General features: G+C 42.1%; 16 protein-coding genes. All 16 read right to left on the bottom strand.

The features are described 5' to 3' along the window. Positions 1-200: 200 nt before the first annotated feature. Positions 201-1085, bottom strand: a complete 885-nt coding sequence (locus ACFQ2I_RS17200; RefSeq protein ID WP_377566349.1) for a carbohydrate ABC transporter permease — start codon at positions 1083-1085, stop codon at positions 201-203. 44 nt (positions 1086-1129) lie between these two features. After that, positions 1130-1987 (bottom strand): ABC transporter permease, encoded by an 858-nt coding sequence (locus ACFQ2I_RS17195; RefSeq protein WP_377566355.1) that lies wholly within the window; start codon positions 1985-1987, stop codon positions 1130-1132. A 126-nt stretch (positions 1988-2113) separates the two neighbouring features. Beyond that, positions 2114-3796, bottom strand: coding sequence for an extracellular solute-binding protein (locus ACFQ2I_RS17190; protein WP_377566347.1), 1683 nt, complete (start codon positions 3794-3796; stop codon positions 2114-2116). A 151-nt stretch (positions 3797-3947) separates the two neighbouring features. Next, complete coding sequence (locus tag ACFQ2I_RS17185) at positions 3948-4979, bottom strand: TIM barrel protein (protein WP_377566345.1); 1032 nt, start codon at positions 4977-4979, stop codon at positions 3948-3950. A 15-nt stretch (positions 4980-4994) separates the two neighbouring features. Beyond that, the gene (locus tag ACFQ2I_RS17180; RefSeq protein ID WP_377566343.1) at positions 4995-5882 is read right to left on the bottom strand and encodes a helix-turn-helix domain-containing protein; all 888 of its coding nucleotides are present in this window, start codon (positions 5880-5882) and stop codon (positions 4995-4997) included. Between the two features lie 24 nt (positions 5883-5906). Further along, the gene (locus ACFQ2I_RS17175; protein ID WP_377566341.1) at positions 5907-7061 is read right to left on the bottom strand and encodes a Gfo/Idh/MocA family protein; all 1155 of its coding nucleotides are present in this window, start codon (positions 7059-7061) and stop codon (positions 5907-5909) included. Further along, on the bottom strand, positions 7058-7930 hold the full coding sequence (locus tag ACFQ2I_RS17170; RefSeq protein ID WP_377566339.1) for a sugar phosphate isomerase/epimerase family protein: 873 nt from the start codon (positions 7928-7930) through the stop codon (positions 7058-7060). The genes ACFQ2I_RS17175 and ACFQ2I_RS17170 overlap by 4 nt, the downstream gene beginning before the upstream one ends. A 55-nt stretch (positions 7931-7985) precedes the next feature. Beyond that, on the bottom strand, positions 7986-8813 hold the full coding sequence (locus ACFQ2I_RS17165) for a sugar phosphate isomerase/epimerase family protein (protein WP_377566337.1): 828 nt from the start codon (positions 8811-8813) through the stop codon (positions 7986-7988). Beyond that, on the bottom strand, positions 8806-9834 hold the full coding sequence (locus tag ACFQ2I_RS17160; protein WP_377566335.1) for a zinc-dependent alcohol dehydrogenase: 1029 nt from the start codon (positions 9832-9834) through the stop codon (positions 8806-8808). Before ACFQ2I_RS17160 ends, ACFQ2I_RS17165 begins: the two co-directional genes overlap by 8 nt. 380 nt (positions 9835-10214) lie before the next feature. Continuing rightward, a complete protein-coding gene (locus tag ACFQ2I_RS17155; RefSeq protein ID WP_377566333.1) occupies positions 10215-10841 on the bottom strand; it encodes an SGNH/GDSL hydrolase family protein in 627 nt (208 codons plus the stop codon). Positions 10842-10996: 155 nt separating this feature from the next. Next, positions 10997-11635 carry an SGNH/GDSL hydrolase family protein gene (locus tag ACFQ2I_RS17150; RefSeq protein ID WP_377566331.1) on the bottom strand — a complete coding sequence of 213 codons (639 nt, stop codon included), beginning with the start codon at positions 11633-11635 and terminating at the stop codon, positions 10997-10999. Next, positions 11625-13268: a sialidase family protein gene (locus ACFQ2I_RS17145; RefSeq protein ID WP_377566329.1), complete on the bottom strand. Its 1644-nt coding sequence runs from the start codon at positions 13266-13268 to the stop codon at positions 11625-11627. The genes ACFQ2I_RS17150 and ACFQ2I_RS17145 overlap by 11 nt, the downstream gene beginning before the upstream one ends. Before the next feature lie 39 nt (positions 13269-13307). Continuing rightward, positions 13308-14411: a sialidase family protein gene (locus ACFQ2I_RS17140; RefSeq protein WP_377566327.1), complete on the bottom strand. Its 1104-nt coding sequence runs from the start codon at positions 14409-14411 to the stop codon at positions 13308-13310. Between the two features lie 56 nt (positions 14412-14467). Continuing rightward, the gene (locus tag ACFQ2I_RS17135) at positions 14468-15349 is read right to left on the bottom strand and encodes a carbohydrate ABC transporter permease (RefSeq protein ID WP_377566325.1); all 882 of its coding nucleotides are present in this window, start codon (positions 15347-15349) and stop codon (positions 14468-14470) included. Positions 15350-15359: 10 nt separating this feature from the next. Beyond that, positions 15360-16277, bottom strand: coding sequence for an ABC transporter permease (locus ACFQ2I_RS17130; protein WP_377566323.1), 918 nt, complete (start codon positions 16275-16277; stop codon positions 15360-15362). A 113-nt stretch (positions 16278-16390) separates the two neighbouring features. Then, positions 16391-17962, bottom strand: a complete 1572-nt coding sequence (locus tag ACFQ2I_RS17125) for an extracellular solute-binding protein (RefSeq protein ID WP_377566321.1) — start codon at positions 17960-17962, stop codon at positions 16391-16393. Positions 17963-18170: the final 208 nt, after the last annotated feature.

Genomic DNA, 18170 nt, shown 5'->3' with positions numbered 1-18170 from the left:
TTCGGCTTATTGGCCGCCCCAGCTCTTAATGACCTGGTGGCCGGTTTATTCAAGCATAGATTCTCACAATTACCAGTTAATCTCGTGAACTGCATAAGTCATGTAGCATTATAAGATAACCAAGTTTCCACAGATTTCATTGATTTTTACATAAAAAGCAAAAGAAACCGAAATCTCTTTTGCTTTTTAAATCATACCTATTATTCTTTTACACTCCCAAGCACGATTCCTTTAACAAAGAATCTTTGTAGAAAAGGATATACCAGTAATATAGGAAAAGCAGCGACAAAAATTTGTGCGGCTGTGCTGGTCCGATCTGATAACTGCCTTAAAATATCTAATTCCTGAGAAGATATAAAACGAAAATCTTTTTTGATAATAATCGTTTGCAGAAAGGTTTGTAGCGGATAATTTTCAGGACGATTCATCAGCACCAGACCGTCGAACCAACTATTCCAATGCCCTACCATAGTGAACAACACGATTGTTGCTAATGCCGGTAGAGAAAGAGGTAAATAGATTTTGAATAGGGTAACAAAATGGTTAGCTCCGTCCATTTTGGCTGATTCCTCCAGCTCCTTTGGCAAACCACGATAAAAATTCAGTAATAAAATTACATTAAAGACAGGTACGGCTCCAGGGAGGACTAAAGCCCATATCGAGTCCAACAAGCCTGTTGCTTTAATTGTCATATACCAAGGAATAAGTCCTCCGTTGAACAGAATCGTAATAACAAAAAACCATGCATAAACTGTTCGAAAACGAAACTGATTGGATTCTTTGGACAAAGGATATGCTGCAAGCACAGTAAGCAGCATACTAATGGAAGTGCCTAAAAACACCCTCTTAACAGACACCATAAAAGCCGAGAAATATTCTTTTTTCCCAAAAATATTATCATAGGCGGCAGTTGTAAATTCTACTGGCCATATAGATACCTTTCCCGCTGCGGCTGCCGAACCCGAACTAAACGACAGCGCAAGCAAGTGAATCATAGGCAGTATACATACTATGGAAAGTAAGGCTAGCAGAGTATAGTTAAACATCAAAAACAACTTTCGTCCTCGAGACATTTTATATGCCATAATTCACATCCCTCATTCCTTAAAATCACACATGTAAACCCGTTTTAAAATATTCTATAGTTTGCAAGTCGGTATGCAAGAAAATAGGAAAGCGAAATAAAAATGAAAGAGATAACGGACTTGAAGAACCCGACAGCCGTTGCAACTCCATATTGCATTTGCTCCATTCCAAGTCTGTACACAAGCGTATCAATGATATCTCCGCTCTCATACACTTGCGGACTGTATAAATTAAATATTTGGTCAAAGCCAGCGTTCAAAACATTTCCTAAACTTAATGTTGTTAATAATATAATAACAGGCAACATTCCTGGTAAGGTGATATGCCATGTTTGTTTCCAGCGGTTTGCTCCGTCTATTTCAGCCGCCTCATAAAGAGATGGATTAATAGAAGTTAACGCGGCCAAATAAACAATAGTGCTAAACCCGAATTCTTTCCATACATCTGAGAACACGATGACAAAAGGGAACCAGCGATTATCCCCCAAAAAGTAAATAGGGTCAATTCCAATCATTCCTAGAAATTGATTTAAAATACCAGTCGAAGGCGACAATATATCTATTAAAATTCCTCCAAGAAGAACCCATGATAAAAAATGGGGCAAGTATACAAGTGTTTGAAATATTCGCTTAAAATATTCTTTTCGAATTTCATTAAGTAAAATGGAAACTACAATAGGTACAATGAGACCCATCAGCATTTTCATTGATGCAATATAGATGGTATTAAAAATAATGCGATTAATATCCGGTAATTCAAAGAAAAAGAGGAAATTTTTCCACCCTATAAACGGTGAATGCAATATGCCTTTAGATGGAATGAATTTTTGAAACGCAATACTTATTCCGAACATTGGAAAATAACTATAAATAATGAGAATAAAAACACTCGGCAGCAGCATGAGATGCAACGGCCACTCTCTAAATTTTCTTAAACCAAACAATCGCTCCACCTCCGCTTGATAAAGATAGGATGTTATGTCAGAAGGAATCCCTGCTCCAACATAACATCCTAAAAAGCATCTAGTTTATTTCTGCTTCTCGTACCAATCATTTACTTCTTTTGTAATTTTGTCTCCACCAAGACTTTTCCAGTCAGCGACAAATTTGTCGAATTCGTCAATTGAAACTTGATTCATAATAATTTTCGTGAATATTTCTTTTTCTTTTGTGTCAAGAATAGTTTTTTTCTCTTGCATCGTTACCGTTGGCGGTCCGAAATATTGGTTCATTTGATAACGATCTTCTTTCAGATACTGATTCATAATAGCAAGAGAACCACCTGGCTTAGCTATTAACCAATTAACCCAGCCTGTCATATCGCCTTGTTTATACTTTTGTATAGCATCATAACGACCCAGCATGTCTTGATTGTTATTTAAAAGACCAGGATCGTTAGCTTCGATCGCTTTAGGCAGAATTTCACCGGCTTGAACATTTCCATCTTGTGGAAACATTATAATTGGGTTGATTTTAAAGTATAGATTACCTTTATCTTTTAAGTCCTTTCCGAAAAAGTAAACTTTATCTTCTTTCTCTTGACTTGACTGTAATTTAATCCATTGATTTAACAACTGAAAGACTGCTTCGGGGTTTTTGCAATCTTTAGAGATAACTACATAACCGTTTACACCAAGTCCAACTTGTGTTTTTGCGGGCATACTGTCAATTGAAGCCAGAGGGTACACTTCCCAATCTTGAACCATTTTTCCATCTTTAATGGCGGCACTCTCCAAAGGCCATGCACTTAGCCAGAAATCTCCAAACGCCATTCCAATTTTATTGCCTGCAACAAGTTCGTTTACTTTATCATGATCTTTAGTACCGAATTCAGGATCGATTTGCCCTGTTTTGTACATGATTTGCAGCTGTTGTAATGCAGTTTTCATTTCAGGCTGTATACTGCCGTATACAAGCTTTCCTTCAGCATCCTTTTTCCAAGACCCAGGGTAGGCATGGTATCCATTGAAAAAGCCGGTTAATCCGTATGCGCCAAAGAGATCCTTTTGCAGGGTAATTCCATATGATTTTCCTGTGCCGCCAGGATCTTGTTTTGTGAATTGTTCAGATATATTCAACACATCCTGCATCGTTTTTGGAGCAGACAGATTCAGTTTTTCTAGCCAATCCTTACGTATCCAAATGTAAGCTGACGAGTTATATGGACTATCGGATAGAGGTATGGCCATTAATTTCCCCTCTGCTTTAGCAGATTGTATTTGGTTTCCTCCATCTTTTGAATACCATTCTTTTGTGTCAGCGCTTGCATATTGTTCGAATACACTGGTAATGTCCATAATCATGTCCGCTTCAATTAATTGTTGTAATTGCATTTGATTCACTTGGAAGAAATCCGGAATATCGCCTGATGCAATCATTAAATTGAGCTTTTGCTCCATTTGCTTGGAATCGGCTACCCATAAATTTTTGATTCGAATGCCCAAATCTTTTTCATAAGCATCATATACAGCGTTTTTATCCATGGATTCACCTGGATCCCATTTAACATCCGACGGATTACCTCTAACGGTCGTTAACTCCACCAGCTTTTTGTTCGTATCGGCAGGTGATGTTGAAGCTGACCCGTCCACTCCTTTACTTGAATGGCTTGGACTGTTGGAGTTAGTTGGGTCACTTGAATTGCAAGCACTTACAAAAATCAGTATGAATACCAGTAAACCGAAAACCATTGTACTTTTCCAATTTTTCATTGTATACCCTCCTCGTATTGTTAAACTTCTAGCGCAGCATAAATAATATCTGTATTAATTTTTGCAATTTTCAGACTAGTGTTTATATACGTCCTATGCAACGCTAGAATGTAATGCTACACCGCACTGTTTCCTGCTTTAAGCTCAATTATTATTCGCCCAACAACAGTTCCATAATATACATTTCCAGGGCTTCATAATTCCTCATTTCACGGTATTTGTTGACCCGTGACGTATCTAATCTTGCCACTTTTTCCTCAAGCAGTTTAACAATCTTCAAACTATTCTCCAAATGTTGAAATGACTTTTCCAGCGACTGTGTTCTCATCGCCTTTACATCAAGCCCAACGAATTCTCCATTAGAACCGTATTGATGGTCTGTCAGCACCTTAATTTGATTGAAGGCTGAGCGAATATTTTCTACACCGAATGATTTGTCCTGATCATAACGAATACTATTTTGATCATTCAAATGGACTCCCCATAGTTTCTGATGGACAAGGCAATACCCCATCTCGAATGCCGGATCGAGACCTGCAAGCACTGCGTGTGCCGATTCCAGCAAGGCTCCAACCCTCGATGGATCAGATGTGCTGTTGGCAAAGCCCAGCACATGACCTACAGTCGGGATAAAGCTACGATCTATCGGTTCGTTGGGCTTAGGCTCTATTAAAATTTTAATACTAGGGTCATATGCCAGCATGGCATCAATTGCTTGTCTTAATTTATCAATACTCTCTACGGGATCCTTGCTCTCAGCACATAGCGTTCCTTCCCGAGCTAACCATAGAACAATGCGGTCTGTCCCAAGCTGCTTAGCGATATCGATGGAGCGATACGCACGCCATAGGGCGAACTCCCTGTCACTAGCCGAATTGGACGTGAATCCTCCGTCAGCAGTCCTTGGGTCCAACCATAGCCTTGGAGCTACAAATTCTGCCTCAAGCTTCAGATCATCCAAGTAGTCCTTTAATTCCCCTGCCCTTGATTTAATTTGCTCTTCCGTTAAATCGTTCATGTCCGTAACAACGTCATCATCATGAAACTGAATGCCAGAAAATCCAATTTCTTTAAACTTTTTCAACTTGTAATCAAATGGAATAGAAGCCCGAATATCTGGTCCAAAAGCGTCAGCTCCCTCATGAACATTCCATGGCCCGACTGAAAATTTAAATTTACTCATCTTCTTATCTTCTCCTCATTGACCGTTCCCGCGGGAACGAGATTGTGTAGCTTGAAACTGACTTGGCGTTATGCCAACTGTGTTTTTAAACGATCGGCTAAACATATGGATACTGGAAAATCCCGTTTGTTCGGCAATCGTTGTCATCGTTTCCTTACCTTCAATAATTTTTTTTTTGGCAATTTCGATCCTTACATGCGTTATATATTGTCGAATAGAAACATTCAACTGATCTTTAAACAGATAGGAAAGATGATTGGTTGAGAGATTAACATGCTTACTAATTAATTCATTGTTCAGTTGTGAATTCCAATACTGTTCATGGATGCAATTGACGGCCTTTTCGATAGATACCCAACCCTTGGACATCTTACTTTTATCGGATTTAATATTAGGCTGGTTTTTTATAAACAGAAACAAATACTCCATACAAATTGCCTTTAGTAATAAGGCATTTCCATCATGATTATCCAGAAAAGCCCTATGCATCATTAGAAATCTATTCTTCAACTGGATACGATCTGCACGATTCACACTAGAGATAGGATGAATGGGGTTGAAGGCATTCTTTTCAAAATCCCATTTCTTATGCTCATGTTTGTTATAGCCAATCTCTTTTCTCTTGCTTCGCTCTTCATCATAATAAAGATCAAAATGGAAAATGTATTGAATTAATGGAACCGTTGTTGTAGTGCGAATAATATGGGGAATGAATGGAGACATCAAGAACACATCCCCTTCACTTACGTGATATTCTACCCCATCCAGCCATAAATCCGCCTCGCCTTGTTCAACATAAGTAAATACATAATCGTAATCAATCCACTCGCCGGACAAGGAGGAAGATTTCAGGATTTTTACCTGTCTCACAAATGGGCTAATATCATTCATCCAAGCTTCCATCTTCCAGCCCTCCTTGAATTTGAGTTAATTATGAATCTTAATCCATTCCCCTGAGGCCGATGATTTGTCAATGGCATCCAAAATCAACTGATTACGGTATCCATCCTCAAAATTTGGCGATGGACTAGTGTTAGTTGAAATACCTCTCATAAATTCCGCCATCAAATTGATGAAGGTATGCTCGTAGCCGATGATATGTCCTGCTGGCCAATAATTAGCTGTATAAGGATGAACATCTTCTGTACAATGAATCATGCGGAAGCCTTGCATGCCTGCAGGGTCGTCCTCTGAGTATAATTGAAGGGTATTCATACTTTCCATATCCCAGCGAATGGAACCCTTGGAACCATTGATTTCAATACGATTACCATTCCGGTTTCCTTTTGCAAATCGTGAAGCTTCAAAAACGCCTAATGCTCCGTTTTCAAATCGTACTAATGCGGCCACAGCATCGTCCACATCTACCTTACCGAGCTGCTCTCCACTAAGCTGAGCACTTAATCCGCCAGCCATTTCACCAAGCGGTCTTTGCTTAATAAAGGTATTCATCATACCGGTTACTTCTTTAAACTCCCCAACCAGAAACCTAGCAAGATCTATGGAGTGTGACATTAGATCGCCGAGTGTTCCTGAACCGCTAATCTCCTTGCGTAATCTCCAAACCAATGGAAATTGAGGATCCATAATCCAATCTTGAAGATATTGGGCTCGGAAATGATAAATTTCACCGAGCACTCCTTCTGTAATCAGCTTTTTAATATATTGAATAGCGGGAACAAAACGATAGTTGTGAGAGATCATATGCACAACCCCCGCTTTCCGCACGGCCTTCCACATCTTTAAGGCTTCCTCAGCATTCATAGCTAACGGCTTCTCACACAATATATGTTTACCTGCTTCTGCCGCAGCAATGGCTATCTCTGCATGGGTATGATTCGGGGTTCCAATATCGATCACGTCAATATCGTCTCTTTCCAGTAATCGCCGCCAATTTGTATCATAGGAATGCCACCCAAGCTTCTCAGAGGCAAGCTTAACTTCAAGCTCGTTTCTTCCCACTATCGTCTGCAGGACTGGTTCGGTGTCCAGATTGAAATAAAAAGGCAGGTCACGATAGGCATGACTGTGAGCTTTACCCATGAATTTGTAACCGATCATACCGATCCGTACTTTATTCATCTACCTCCCTGCTTTCTAATAGGAATTTGAAGCTGCTGTTCAACAAAATCACGACATATTTCCAAGCTGCGATATGGTGTGCTTGTAGATAGATCAATCTCAACCGTCACCCAGCTATTGTATTTAATTTCGCGCAAAGCTTCCATGATCGGTAAAAAACTGATTTCACCTAATCCTAACTCGCAAAATATAGGAACAGACTCATTTCCAAGTAGCATCGGGAAATCTTCTTTTGTCGCACCGGAAGGAGTTAGATCCTTCAAATGCATATAGGCAAGCCGTTCTTTATACCTGTGAATAAGCGTAGGCACATCCATGCCCGCTCCGGTGAAATGAGCTGTATCGAGAGCTAAGAAAACGACATTCGGGTCGCACAACTCCATTAATATATCCAGCTCGTTCTCATCTTGCAGCTCGGTCCATAAATGAGGATGCAGACAAGCCTTAACACCCCATTCATACGTTCTCTTTGCCGCTTCATTAATTGTAAGGGCAGCTTCCTTTAGTTCTTCCAGTGTAGTCGCTCTCTGCCGAGGCGCACCTGGACCAAATACAAGATGTCCTGCTCCGCATTTGGCGATGATTTGAGCTAAACGAACGTTATAATCAATAATATCTTCCCTTTTAGAAGGATCCAAAAACTTACGACCATTCTCACCCGATGCCCCGCCATAAAGCGCTGTCATAACTAAATTGTGAGAGCTTAACAATTCTTGTAATTCCGATTCACGATTTTCATATGAAAGTGCAAAGGATGGCCACGGTTCGATCGCCTGATATCCTAAACTGGAAGCCTCTTCAAGTGCTTTCAGATGATCCTGCCCCCATGTAATAGCGTGTACAGCAAACTCCCCTAAAAACTCGGACATGATACCTCCTCCTAAAAAATATTAAAATTCAGGATGTTTATCGTTTGATATGAAATTAGATTTGTGCAAATACATAATCAAAGGCGTCTTTTGTTTTCTTCAATAGCGTTAATGCATCTTGATTTTTGTTACTGCTAATGACTTCCTGAGAGACTACTCCTTCATAACCGATTACCTTCAAGCTCTGAAGAAATCCGACAAGATCAATAATACCATCTCCAGGGTAAATACGTTCATGATCGAGCAAGTCTTCAATTGGTAGATCATAAGCATCGTTAATATGAACATGTACAATTTGATCACGACGTAATTTTATGATATCGCTTACATTCAACCCGTTGGTGTGCCAATGATAACTATCAAACAAAAGACCAACATTACTGGAGCCGATCATATCGATCCATTCTAACGTATCATCCAAGCGCCATATAAATGGATACTTCCACTGTGTTCTGAGGTGATGACTTCCCACAAACTCCAGAGCCAACTGGATATTATATTCGCCTAGAATTTCCGCGCAAAGGCGTAATCTTTTGGTTGCCTTTATTAAAAAGGGCAGCGCTCGTTGATCGTTCGAGGGCAGAATATAAGCACCGCATTTATTAACCCCCAGGTCCGCTGCTGCCGCTGCGCATTCAATGAGTCTCTGAAGACCTTGCCGAAACGTTGCCTCATCCGATTGCCAATCAACTGGAATACCAAAACAGCCAATCTGCATGTGATACTTAAGCAATAATTCTCGTGACCCTTCTATACCGTACTGCTTGATTAAACGTAAAGGGTCGATATCCACTGCCTGAAATCCATATTGTGATGCCTTCTCAATAAAGTCTTTATCATTACCGATATCCCCTACTCCAGCCCTAGTTAATCCTCTAATCATGCTTTTGTCCTTCCATAGACCAGTCAAATAAAATCCCAAAGAACTGTTCCTTGTTATTCCTCAAACCTTCATACGCTTCGGCTGCTTGTTCCGGAGCCATCACGTGACTGATAAGCGGTTCCACATGCAGCTTATTTTGAATCATGAGTTCAAAGATAATTTTTGAGTTGCGAGCCAAAGAATGTTTCAGATGTGTATTGGCTTCAACCGGATAACGCCATTCATGAGCACCTTTAAACGTAATGCAGCCGTTATCAAAAAGATGGCAGTAGTTTAAAATATCCGTGACATTGGTGTTATATTCCCCTCGCGGGCTCCCAAGAAAAATAATTTCTCCAAGTTTAGAGATCAATTCAAGACTATTCACTCCAACTTGAGGAACACCGGTAGCTTCGATATGCGTGGAGACACCAACTCCTCCAGTTTTTTTCATTACATATTGCTTTAAGCTATTCTTATCACCGTTATGCGTATCCGTAATCCCACAGCGCTCAGCATTTTTCTTTCGCTCAGGTGACAAATCGATCGCAATTACATGTGCCCCTTGCAGTTGGGCCAATTGTGCCGCCATATTACCAACCAGCCCCAGTCCCGTGACACTTACAAAATCGCCCAATTCGATGTCGGATACACGAATGGAAGTCGCTGCTATTGTTGCCATACGGGTAAAGGGAACCCATTTAAGATCAAGATTTTCAGGAACTTTCAGGAAAATGCCCCGAGTCGAAACAACTTGATACTTGGAGTGGTCGCCGTAGTGAAATACAATATCCCCTTTTTCAAACGAATGCTGCCCATTGCCTACTTCGACAATTTCACTGACTGCAGCGTAGCCTGGCGTTTGGGGCATAGAAAACCAGAATTCATTGCCGGATAAACAAGCTAACTCTGTTCCAGGGCTAATTAAAGTGTATATCTTTTTAACCAGAACTTCTTCAGATGATAACGGCTGATGAGTGTATTCCTCTTCAATCAATTCAACCTGCCACGGACCAGTAAAAACGACTCGTTTATTTTGCATGATTACACTCCCTTAGTTAAATTCCTCTTAATTGTAGTCTCATGAAAATGGAATGTCTTTGGCTAGGAATCCGATTATTTGTTGTAGTATACGGATTTCGATGATTTTTTCATTAAGGTTCAGCCACAAACAATGAAGCTATCGTTGCTGTTCTCTCTAAGCAACAAAAAAAGACCTCTGACAAATTCAAAGGTCCTCCACTTTAAGTCAACCTCTTCCTGTGAGTATGGATGTTTAGCTTCGAAGCAATAATGGGTGAAGTTTTTCCTTTAACCAAATGATCGAGTTTAATCTCGGCACACCATATTCATATGCCGTATCGTAGCAAGGAATACCCGATTGTTCACACGAGAGCGTTATCATGCAAGATTAAATCCATCCTATTCAGCAGCAATGCCCAGATATTTGTATAATGCAGAGGCCATTAACTTATGTCCATGTTCGTTAGGATGAATGCTATCATTCATTAGCATCAGATGAGTGTTCGTATTTCCATTGACGTGAGCTGCCCATTCTGCACATAAATCACAAAGGGGTGTTCCAGTATCCGCAGCCACCTCACGAATAACAGCCGTGTATGCCGGATAATCTTTCCTCAATGTCACTGCACCTTCAACTACATTGTAATCCAGCATATTCTGTGTAAGCAGCAACACTTCGCTTCCTGACGATGCGATGTGATGAATAATGGTTTGTAGATTTTGTCTAAAATCATCAATGGTTACTCTTGCTGAATCATTCATTCCGATCATGACCATCACAAGATTCGGTTTAAACCGCAGTGCATCCCGCTCCAGCCGCTCTATAAGCTCCACTGTTGTATGTCCACTCTTCCCCGCATTTACAACCATCGAACGCCGACCATACTGCTCCATCAATCTCTCGGTTAGTTGTCCAACATAGTTCAGCTTGCTATGCAGGTGATAATTCTGTTCCGTAATAGAATCGCCAATGCACACTATTAAAGCATGTTCGCCATTGGCGAGCTTCTCCATCGTTATCAGCATATCGAATCGCTCCTTCAACTTGATTAACAACCATATTTGCACCTAGAATTCATTCACAAAAATACCGTCGCTCGGATGGCTTCGCAAGGGAGACGACGGCTAATCGCCTTCCATGCGTCGCGAACGACGGTATAGTTGACAGAATGATTTGACTTCTAAGCCCGCTGCTCGATGCAAATTTGTCTAATAAAGGGCACTAGCCATTTCTGACCTGCTGAATTCAAATGCACTCCGTCATTTTGATCTGTATAGTTATCACGATACAGCTGTCCATCGTGCAGAGTAGCCTCTGCAGTAATGGCATTCACATCCAAGTAACCTGTATCTAGCTCGACACTCATCTCATGAACGGCTCTCACATAGTTCAGCAGTCTAGTCTGACTTGCCTGTGTACCCGCAGAGTTCGTCTCCGTTACAATAAATGGAGGACTCATCAGCAATATATAGGGTGCCGCATTTCCTCTTTCGTGAGCAGAGACTCTAATTTGACGAACGATTTCACACAAGTTGAATTTGAACTGGTCTAATGAAACAGCTGGCTCTTCCTTCCCCTTATAGATGGCATGGTCATTCGTTCCCAGCATAATCGAAATAAATTGCGGCTGGTGCTGTAGGCATCTTTCTTCCAGCTTATCCAGCAGGTGAAGCGTGTTCCAACCGCCTATGCCGTTGTTGATCATTCTGCGGAAGCCAAGCGTCTCCCGCTCCTCCAACAGCCATTCCATATAAACCTTGACATTATTTCGATAGGCAGTAATAGAGTCGCCTAGTGCAACATAGGTTCTATCCTTCATGCAGAACCGCACTGCTTTTAATAGACTTTATTTGCAATCCCCCGCCTGCTTCGGCCATATGCAAACGTGCATAGGAAATACCGCGGCCTTGCTCTAACTGAGGAAGAACGCCGACACTCTCTCCATTTAGGAGTACATTGGCATGCTCTTGGCGGCAATCCCACTTTATTGTCATTTCTGCCCATTGATTGCTTTCGAGCTTCTTAGTTGTTTTCAGTGGGTAATAAGGTCCTTCATTCATGTATTGGACATGTATACTGCCGTCAGAAGTAATCTGAAGTCGGAAATGTCCTCCCTGCCGGTCACTTGGCTTCAGGAACGATTCGGATACAGAGAGATAACAACCGCCAAACTGCTCCTCCAGTAAAAGCATGAAAGTCACGGCACCTTGCTCGGAATACGGGAAATTGCGTGTCAAGCCAACGCTCGTCTCCGCTGCCTCTTTCTTCAGCCTAACCATCTTATCATGGTCAGTCTGCTCAACTATGACACCATCGTTTGTTACAGAAGAGCCCTTGAGGTCATCTTCCCAGTTCTCAAGCTGCTCCCTCTCGCCAACCCACTCCGGGTCGATCTTCACAAGCTTGAAATCTACGGTTCCCATCCAATCACGCAAATGAACGGACAAGTAACCTACCAGCACATTTCCATCCCCTAGCTCAGACAGCCAAGGATAACATACGCTATGATTCTCATGCTCTTCCTGACTCAAATGAACAATTTCCCGATAACCGCTCCATTCGCCATCATGATCGCGGATCGCCGCTACGAGTGATTGACGAGAGTAGCTGACACCATGACTAATCGGCTCACACTTGCTGTGATTCCAGCACATCAGCAACCGATCATCCTTCAGACGGATAATGCCTGCCGGAGCGTTAGAAGCAAAAAACCGCGTCGGCTCGGGAACGGACCACGTTTCACCCAGATCTGTGGAATACGATTCATAGAGTCGACCGGTCTGCGTACGAATAATCATCCAAACGCGGCCATCCGGCAGCTCCACCGTTACAGGCTCGACCGAACCCGATTCCAATGCCCCTCCACCGTTATCAATAACAAGATCCGCATGTGCATTGCGCCACGTAAAGCCCTGATCATCGGACAGGATTACCTCACTGACAAAGCACGCAGATGTTCGATTCGACAAGTACGAAAAGGGCATTACAATCCGGCCACTAGACAATTGTGTAATCGCATTCAACGAGCCTGTGTAACTGTGGCCATAGTCGATCATGTCCGGTCCTTCCCAAGTATGACCGTTGTCTCGGGAATAAAGATGGTACATGTCGATCTTTCTTTCCCGATACGGAATATCATTATCCCAATTTTTCAGAATAAATCCATAGAGATGTACGGTACCATCTGTTGTTACTAGAGGTGCATGATCCAAGTCGATCATTTTTATCGCTCCGGGCTCTGCTGCAAATTCAAACGCCAGCTCAGGATTACCCCAAGTGAGTCCATGATCTGTTGATCTGCGTACATAAAGTCGCTGAGGGATAGAGATATCCTTCCATTCATTCGGCTTCTTGCCGACCGTATAAATGGATAATACCGTTTGATCCGGTAGAGTTACGAAAGTTCCTAACTTTCCTGAAAAGTTGATCGGTGTTGGCGATTGTGCTGGCATCTCAGTTACATCTCCTTCACGCAATGTATCGTTATTTCATTACTCCGTATATATGTCACTAAGCAACACTTTTGTCATTTTCAAACGAGCTAAGCAAATGCCATCCTCTGGCTCTCCGGCGCAATAAGCAAGGAGTACAGCATCAGAGGTGAAGTGTATGGCCGTATAACAATAACCGCCATTATCTTCTTCCGTCTGTATGGCGAAATGATTCGTCCATGTTTTACCTTCATCCTGGCTGATCGCACCTACGAGGGGCGCTCTTCCCCAAGAATGCGTTCCGATTTTTCGCAGCTGATAGTTCGGAATCGGATTCCATACCGCAAGCAAATGACCATTTGATGGATTACGCTTGACACTCAAGGGCGATACCGGGGATGTGAATTGTGAAGGAACAGCCTCAGACCATGTTTCTCCCCCATCGACTGAGAAGCTCTCATATTGTCTGCCAAGATCGGTTCTATGGTACATCCACAGCGCCCCGTTCTCCAGCTCAATGATGCCAGGCTCCTGCAGACCGCTGCGGGTGTGAGGGACAGTGAGCGAGCAACTGTTAGTCGCTTCACGCCATGTCACCCCATCATCGTCGGAGATCATGACATATACCGTTCCTCGAGAATCAAAGGAACCCCACTTGATTGTATCCGTTGTACGCATTTTATGAAGTGCGGCAGGCACAAGTAGCCGACCAGATGACAATCGAACGACTCGATCGTTGTTCACAACGTAATATCCAAGCCCAGGCACGCAGCACACAGGTTCGCTCCAGGTAAGCCCCTCATCGCTAGAACGGAACAAATGCAGTCTAGCGTCATGCCATCCACGCCTAATAACGTAAAACAAGCCGATATCTCCGTTTTGCATGCGCAGCAAGGAGACACTCATAATATTTAAAGCCCCATGACGATCGGGATGATCGATCACCCTTTCATCCTGCCAGGTTTCACCGCCATCAGTAGAAAATACTGCGATGATACAGGCCTTGGCATCGTCACTATGGGATTCTCCGATAAAGCGGCTGTACACGAACATGATTCGCCCGTCTTTTAAATCAAGAAAAGCGCCCTCGCTATTCCGCGGATTGTTCACGCCTGGTCTATAATCCAGTACAGGATAACCTTTCTTCTTCATATCGACCAACATATCAATACCCCTCTTCCTTAGTTTGGAACAGCATTCGCTAATGGTCCTAACCCTTATTAACCTTTAACAGAACCAACCATTACCCCTTTAATGAAATGCTTCTGCAAAAACGGATATACGCAAATAATCGGAAGTGTCGTAATCATAATAATGGCACCTCTCAATGCTTGCGGAGTCGCTCTTTCCTCCATGTTGACCAAGAGGGAGGTGTCTAGATCCTGATTTGTCATCGTTAGTACAATTCTTCTCAGCAGAACTTGAACCGGCATCAAATCTGAATTTGTAATATAGATGGTTGCATCGAACCAAGCGTTCCAGTGATTAACGCCGTAGAAAAGTCCGATGGTCACAAGCATAGGCATACTGAGCGGCACAATGATACTGACGAGCACTCTGAATGGAGAAGCACCGTCAATCGTTGCGGACTCCTCCAAGCTTTCAGGGATTTCCTGAAAGAAGCTCTTCATGATGAGAAAGTACCACGCACTAATCAATGATGGAATGATCATGGCCCAGAACGTATTCGTTAAATGAAGGAATTTCATTAATAAATACGTTGGCACAAGTCCACCGCTGAATAACATCGTAATAAATATGAGCGTAATGAAAACACTGCGGCCCGGAAGTGTCCTTCGAGAAACGCCAAATGCCAGCATTGCAGTAAATAGAAGGTTAAGAGCTGTACCGATTATGACTCGCATAATCGTAATTCCATAAGCTTTATATAAGGTAGATCCTTGACTCAATAGTGTTTCATAGGCCGTAAAATCTAGCTTCTCTGGAATGAGAATAAAGCTGCCCCGTCTAATCAACTCTTGTTCACCGACTAACGAGGTAGATAAAATAACAAAAAAGGGAATGATAAACAACAGAGCAAAGAAAACCATCAAGCTGTAGTTAAAGTAATTAAAAATTCTTCCTCCTGCCGATTCCTTCAACCTACATCACCTACCATATTCCTTCATGTCCTAGCTTTTTAGCTAGTCTGTTAGCCCCAATGACTAAAATCAGAGCAATAACTGCTTTAAATACCCCAACTGCCGCAGCGAATGAGTATTGGAGATCAAGCAATCCTTTACGATATACATAAGTATCAATAATATCGGCCACTTCATAAACTGGCGGAGAATAAAGCAGGAAAATTTGTTCAAAGCCAGCATCTAAAATATGACCTATCTGTAAGATAAATAAAATAACAACAATAAAGCTGATACTAGGAAGCGTAATGTTCCACATCTGCCTAAAACGTCCTGCGCCGTCTACTTTCGCGGCCTCGTAAAGCTGTGGGTCTACGCCAGCAATTGCAGCGATGTATATGATACTGCTCCAGCCCACCTCTTTCCATATACCAGATGCCACCAGTACGGTGCGGAAAAATTTTGTATCTCCTAGGAACATAATCGGTTCCATGCCTAGTCGTTGCATCAAACCATTGATAAAGCCCCCATCCGTCGTCAGCAAGACGGTCACCAGCCCTGCCAATACAACCATAGAAATAAAATGAGGCAAATAGGAAATCGTCTGTATTGTATTTTTAAAGTATTTGTTTTTAATTTCATTTATTAACAATGCTAAAATAATCGGTGCCGGAAAACCAAATAGCAGCTTATATGCGCTAATCGTCAATGTGTTTCCTATAATATTCCAGAAGTAATATGAATTGATAAATGCTTCAAAATGCTTCAATCCTACCCATTCGGCAGAAAAAATACCACTCAAGCCATCAAACGGAGATATATCTTTAAATGCAATTATAATGCCATACATCGGTCCATACTGAAAAATGATAAAATAAAGCATTCCTGGGAGTATCAATAAAAAGTACAGCTTATGTCTTTTGATGCGACCCCAAATAGAGCTATTCAAATGCGAATCAACTCACTTCCATTAAGCTTCTCTTGCATATGTTCTTACTAACTACAATGCCGCCTCTGTATGCATGTGGAAAGAGGCGACATTGCGGTTAATTAATGTTTGTTCTATTGGTTCTTCAACGCGTTATATTCTTTCGTATACACTTCAATCCATTTGTTAATTCCGGCATTTTCAAGCTGGCTCAAGAAATTAGGATATTCGCTCAGCGGTCTTGCGCCCATAACAAATTTCGTAACCTCTTGTTCAATCATTCTTTCGATATCACTCAACGTAGGTACTTGTTCACCAATTTTCGCTTTGTCAAACAAATAGCTAACATCGAAGGTTCCTTCATATTTTACCTTTTCAGTTTCAGTCAAGTACTGTGCAAAGAAAGGTCTAACCCATTGGTCATTACTTTTCGGATCCTCTTCGCGGAATTGTACCGTCATTGCAAAAGAGAAGCCTGTCATAAATTCGCCTTGATAATCCTGATTGATTCTGCGATAAACACCTTTTTCTTTGTCTGTCCACTCCCAATGCTTTCCTGGAATTCCCCAGAATGCAGTCAAGTAGTTTTCAACATCGGATAACAGCCAATCCAAATAACGCATAGCGCCTTCCGGGTTTTGGGAATTTTTACTAATCATTGTACCGCTTTTGCCCACTGTTCCGACTAACCGCCCATAACCCTTAGGTCCTTGAATATCAGCGGTAACATATTCTGCATCGGGATCAATTTCCCTAATCATCGTTGTATTTGCCAAAGTACGAGAGTGCCATGTAGCAGCCACGCCTACACGATTGGACCGTACAAGCTCGATCACCTTCGTCGCATCCGTTGCAAAGGATTCACGATAAATATAGCCCTTCTTATACCAATCAGCCATAACAGTGAGGAACTCCAGGTAACCTGGGTGCTGGACAGTAGGTCTCACATTACCTTCTTCATCTATCCAGTTTCCATAACCATTCTCCATGAATAGCCCAGACAGCACCGCATTCATTTCATTGAAGGAGGTAATCATCGGGATTGTCTCCCCGTTGCCTACCGGATCCTTCTCCTTGAATGCTTTCATGACTGCTTCCAACTCTTCGAGATTCGTCGGTACACCAAGGCCTACTTCTTCGAGCCAGTCCTTACGAATCGTTATTGCATTCCCTGCCATTGGCGGAGATACAGGCGTCGCCCATTGCTCTCCGTCTTTCTGCAGTGCTTCCCACGAAGCTTCAGACCAGCTGTCAGGCCATACGCCAGTAACGTTCGACCCGTATTTCTCCAGCAATTCATTAAGAGGGTATGCCGCGCCATTGGCTTGATGAAGATCCATAGAACCTGTGAAAATATCAAGCGGCTCGTTACCAGCAAGAAGCAAGTTCAGACGATCTGCTTCCGATCCCTTAGGCGGGACAATTTCAATAACCTCAACGCCAGATTTCTCTTTAATATATTGGCGTACTTCTTCAAGAGCTTCTTTCTTGCTTAGATCAACAACATTACCAAGATGGCCATAGTTTGCATACACATACACTTTACCGTAATCCTTTACACCATTACCTGCGTCGCTATCACTGCCTGTGTTTGTGCTGCCAGTGCTTGCTGAAGGCTTCGGTTCATTATTATTAGAGGAACAAGCCGCTAGCAATGAGCCAAGCATACATAACGTGAGTAATAGCAATCCGATTTTTTTTGACATATTAACCCTCCTAGATAGTGTATGACACATCCCTCCTGGGCGCTGAAGCAAGTATTTAAGCGCTTACATATCGGGCTCAGGGTAAGATTGCTTGATTCAAATTATAGGCTTTAAACGCTTCTATTGGATATGCCTCAATCTTTACAAACATATAAAAATTATGACTTTTTAGCGTTATTACGCGCTTTGTGACCATTCTAAAAATATA

Source organism: Paenibacillus chungangensis (assembly GCF_042675905.1).
GTDB classification, from domain to species: Bacteria; Bacillota; Bacilli; order Paenibacillales; family Paenibacillaceae; genus Pristimantibacillus; species Pristimantibacillus chungangensis.
Note: the sequence above shows the minus strand (reverse complement) of the source record. Positions and strands in the feature narration are given on the sequence as shown.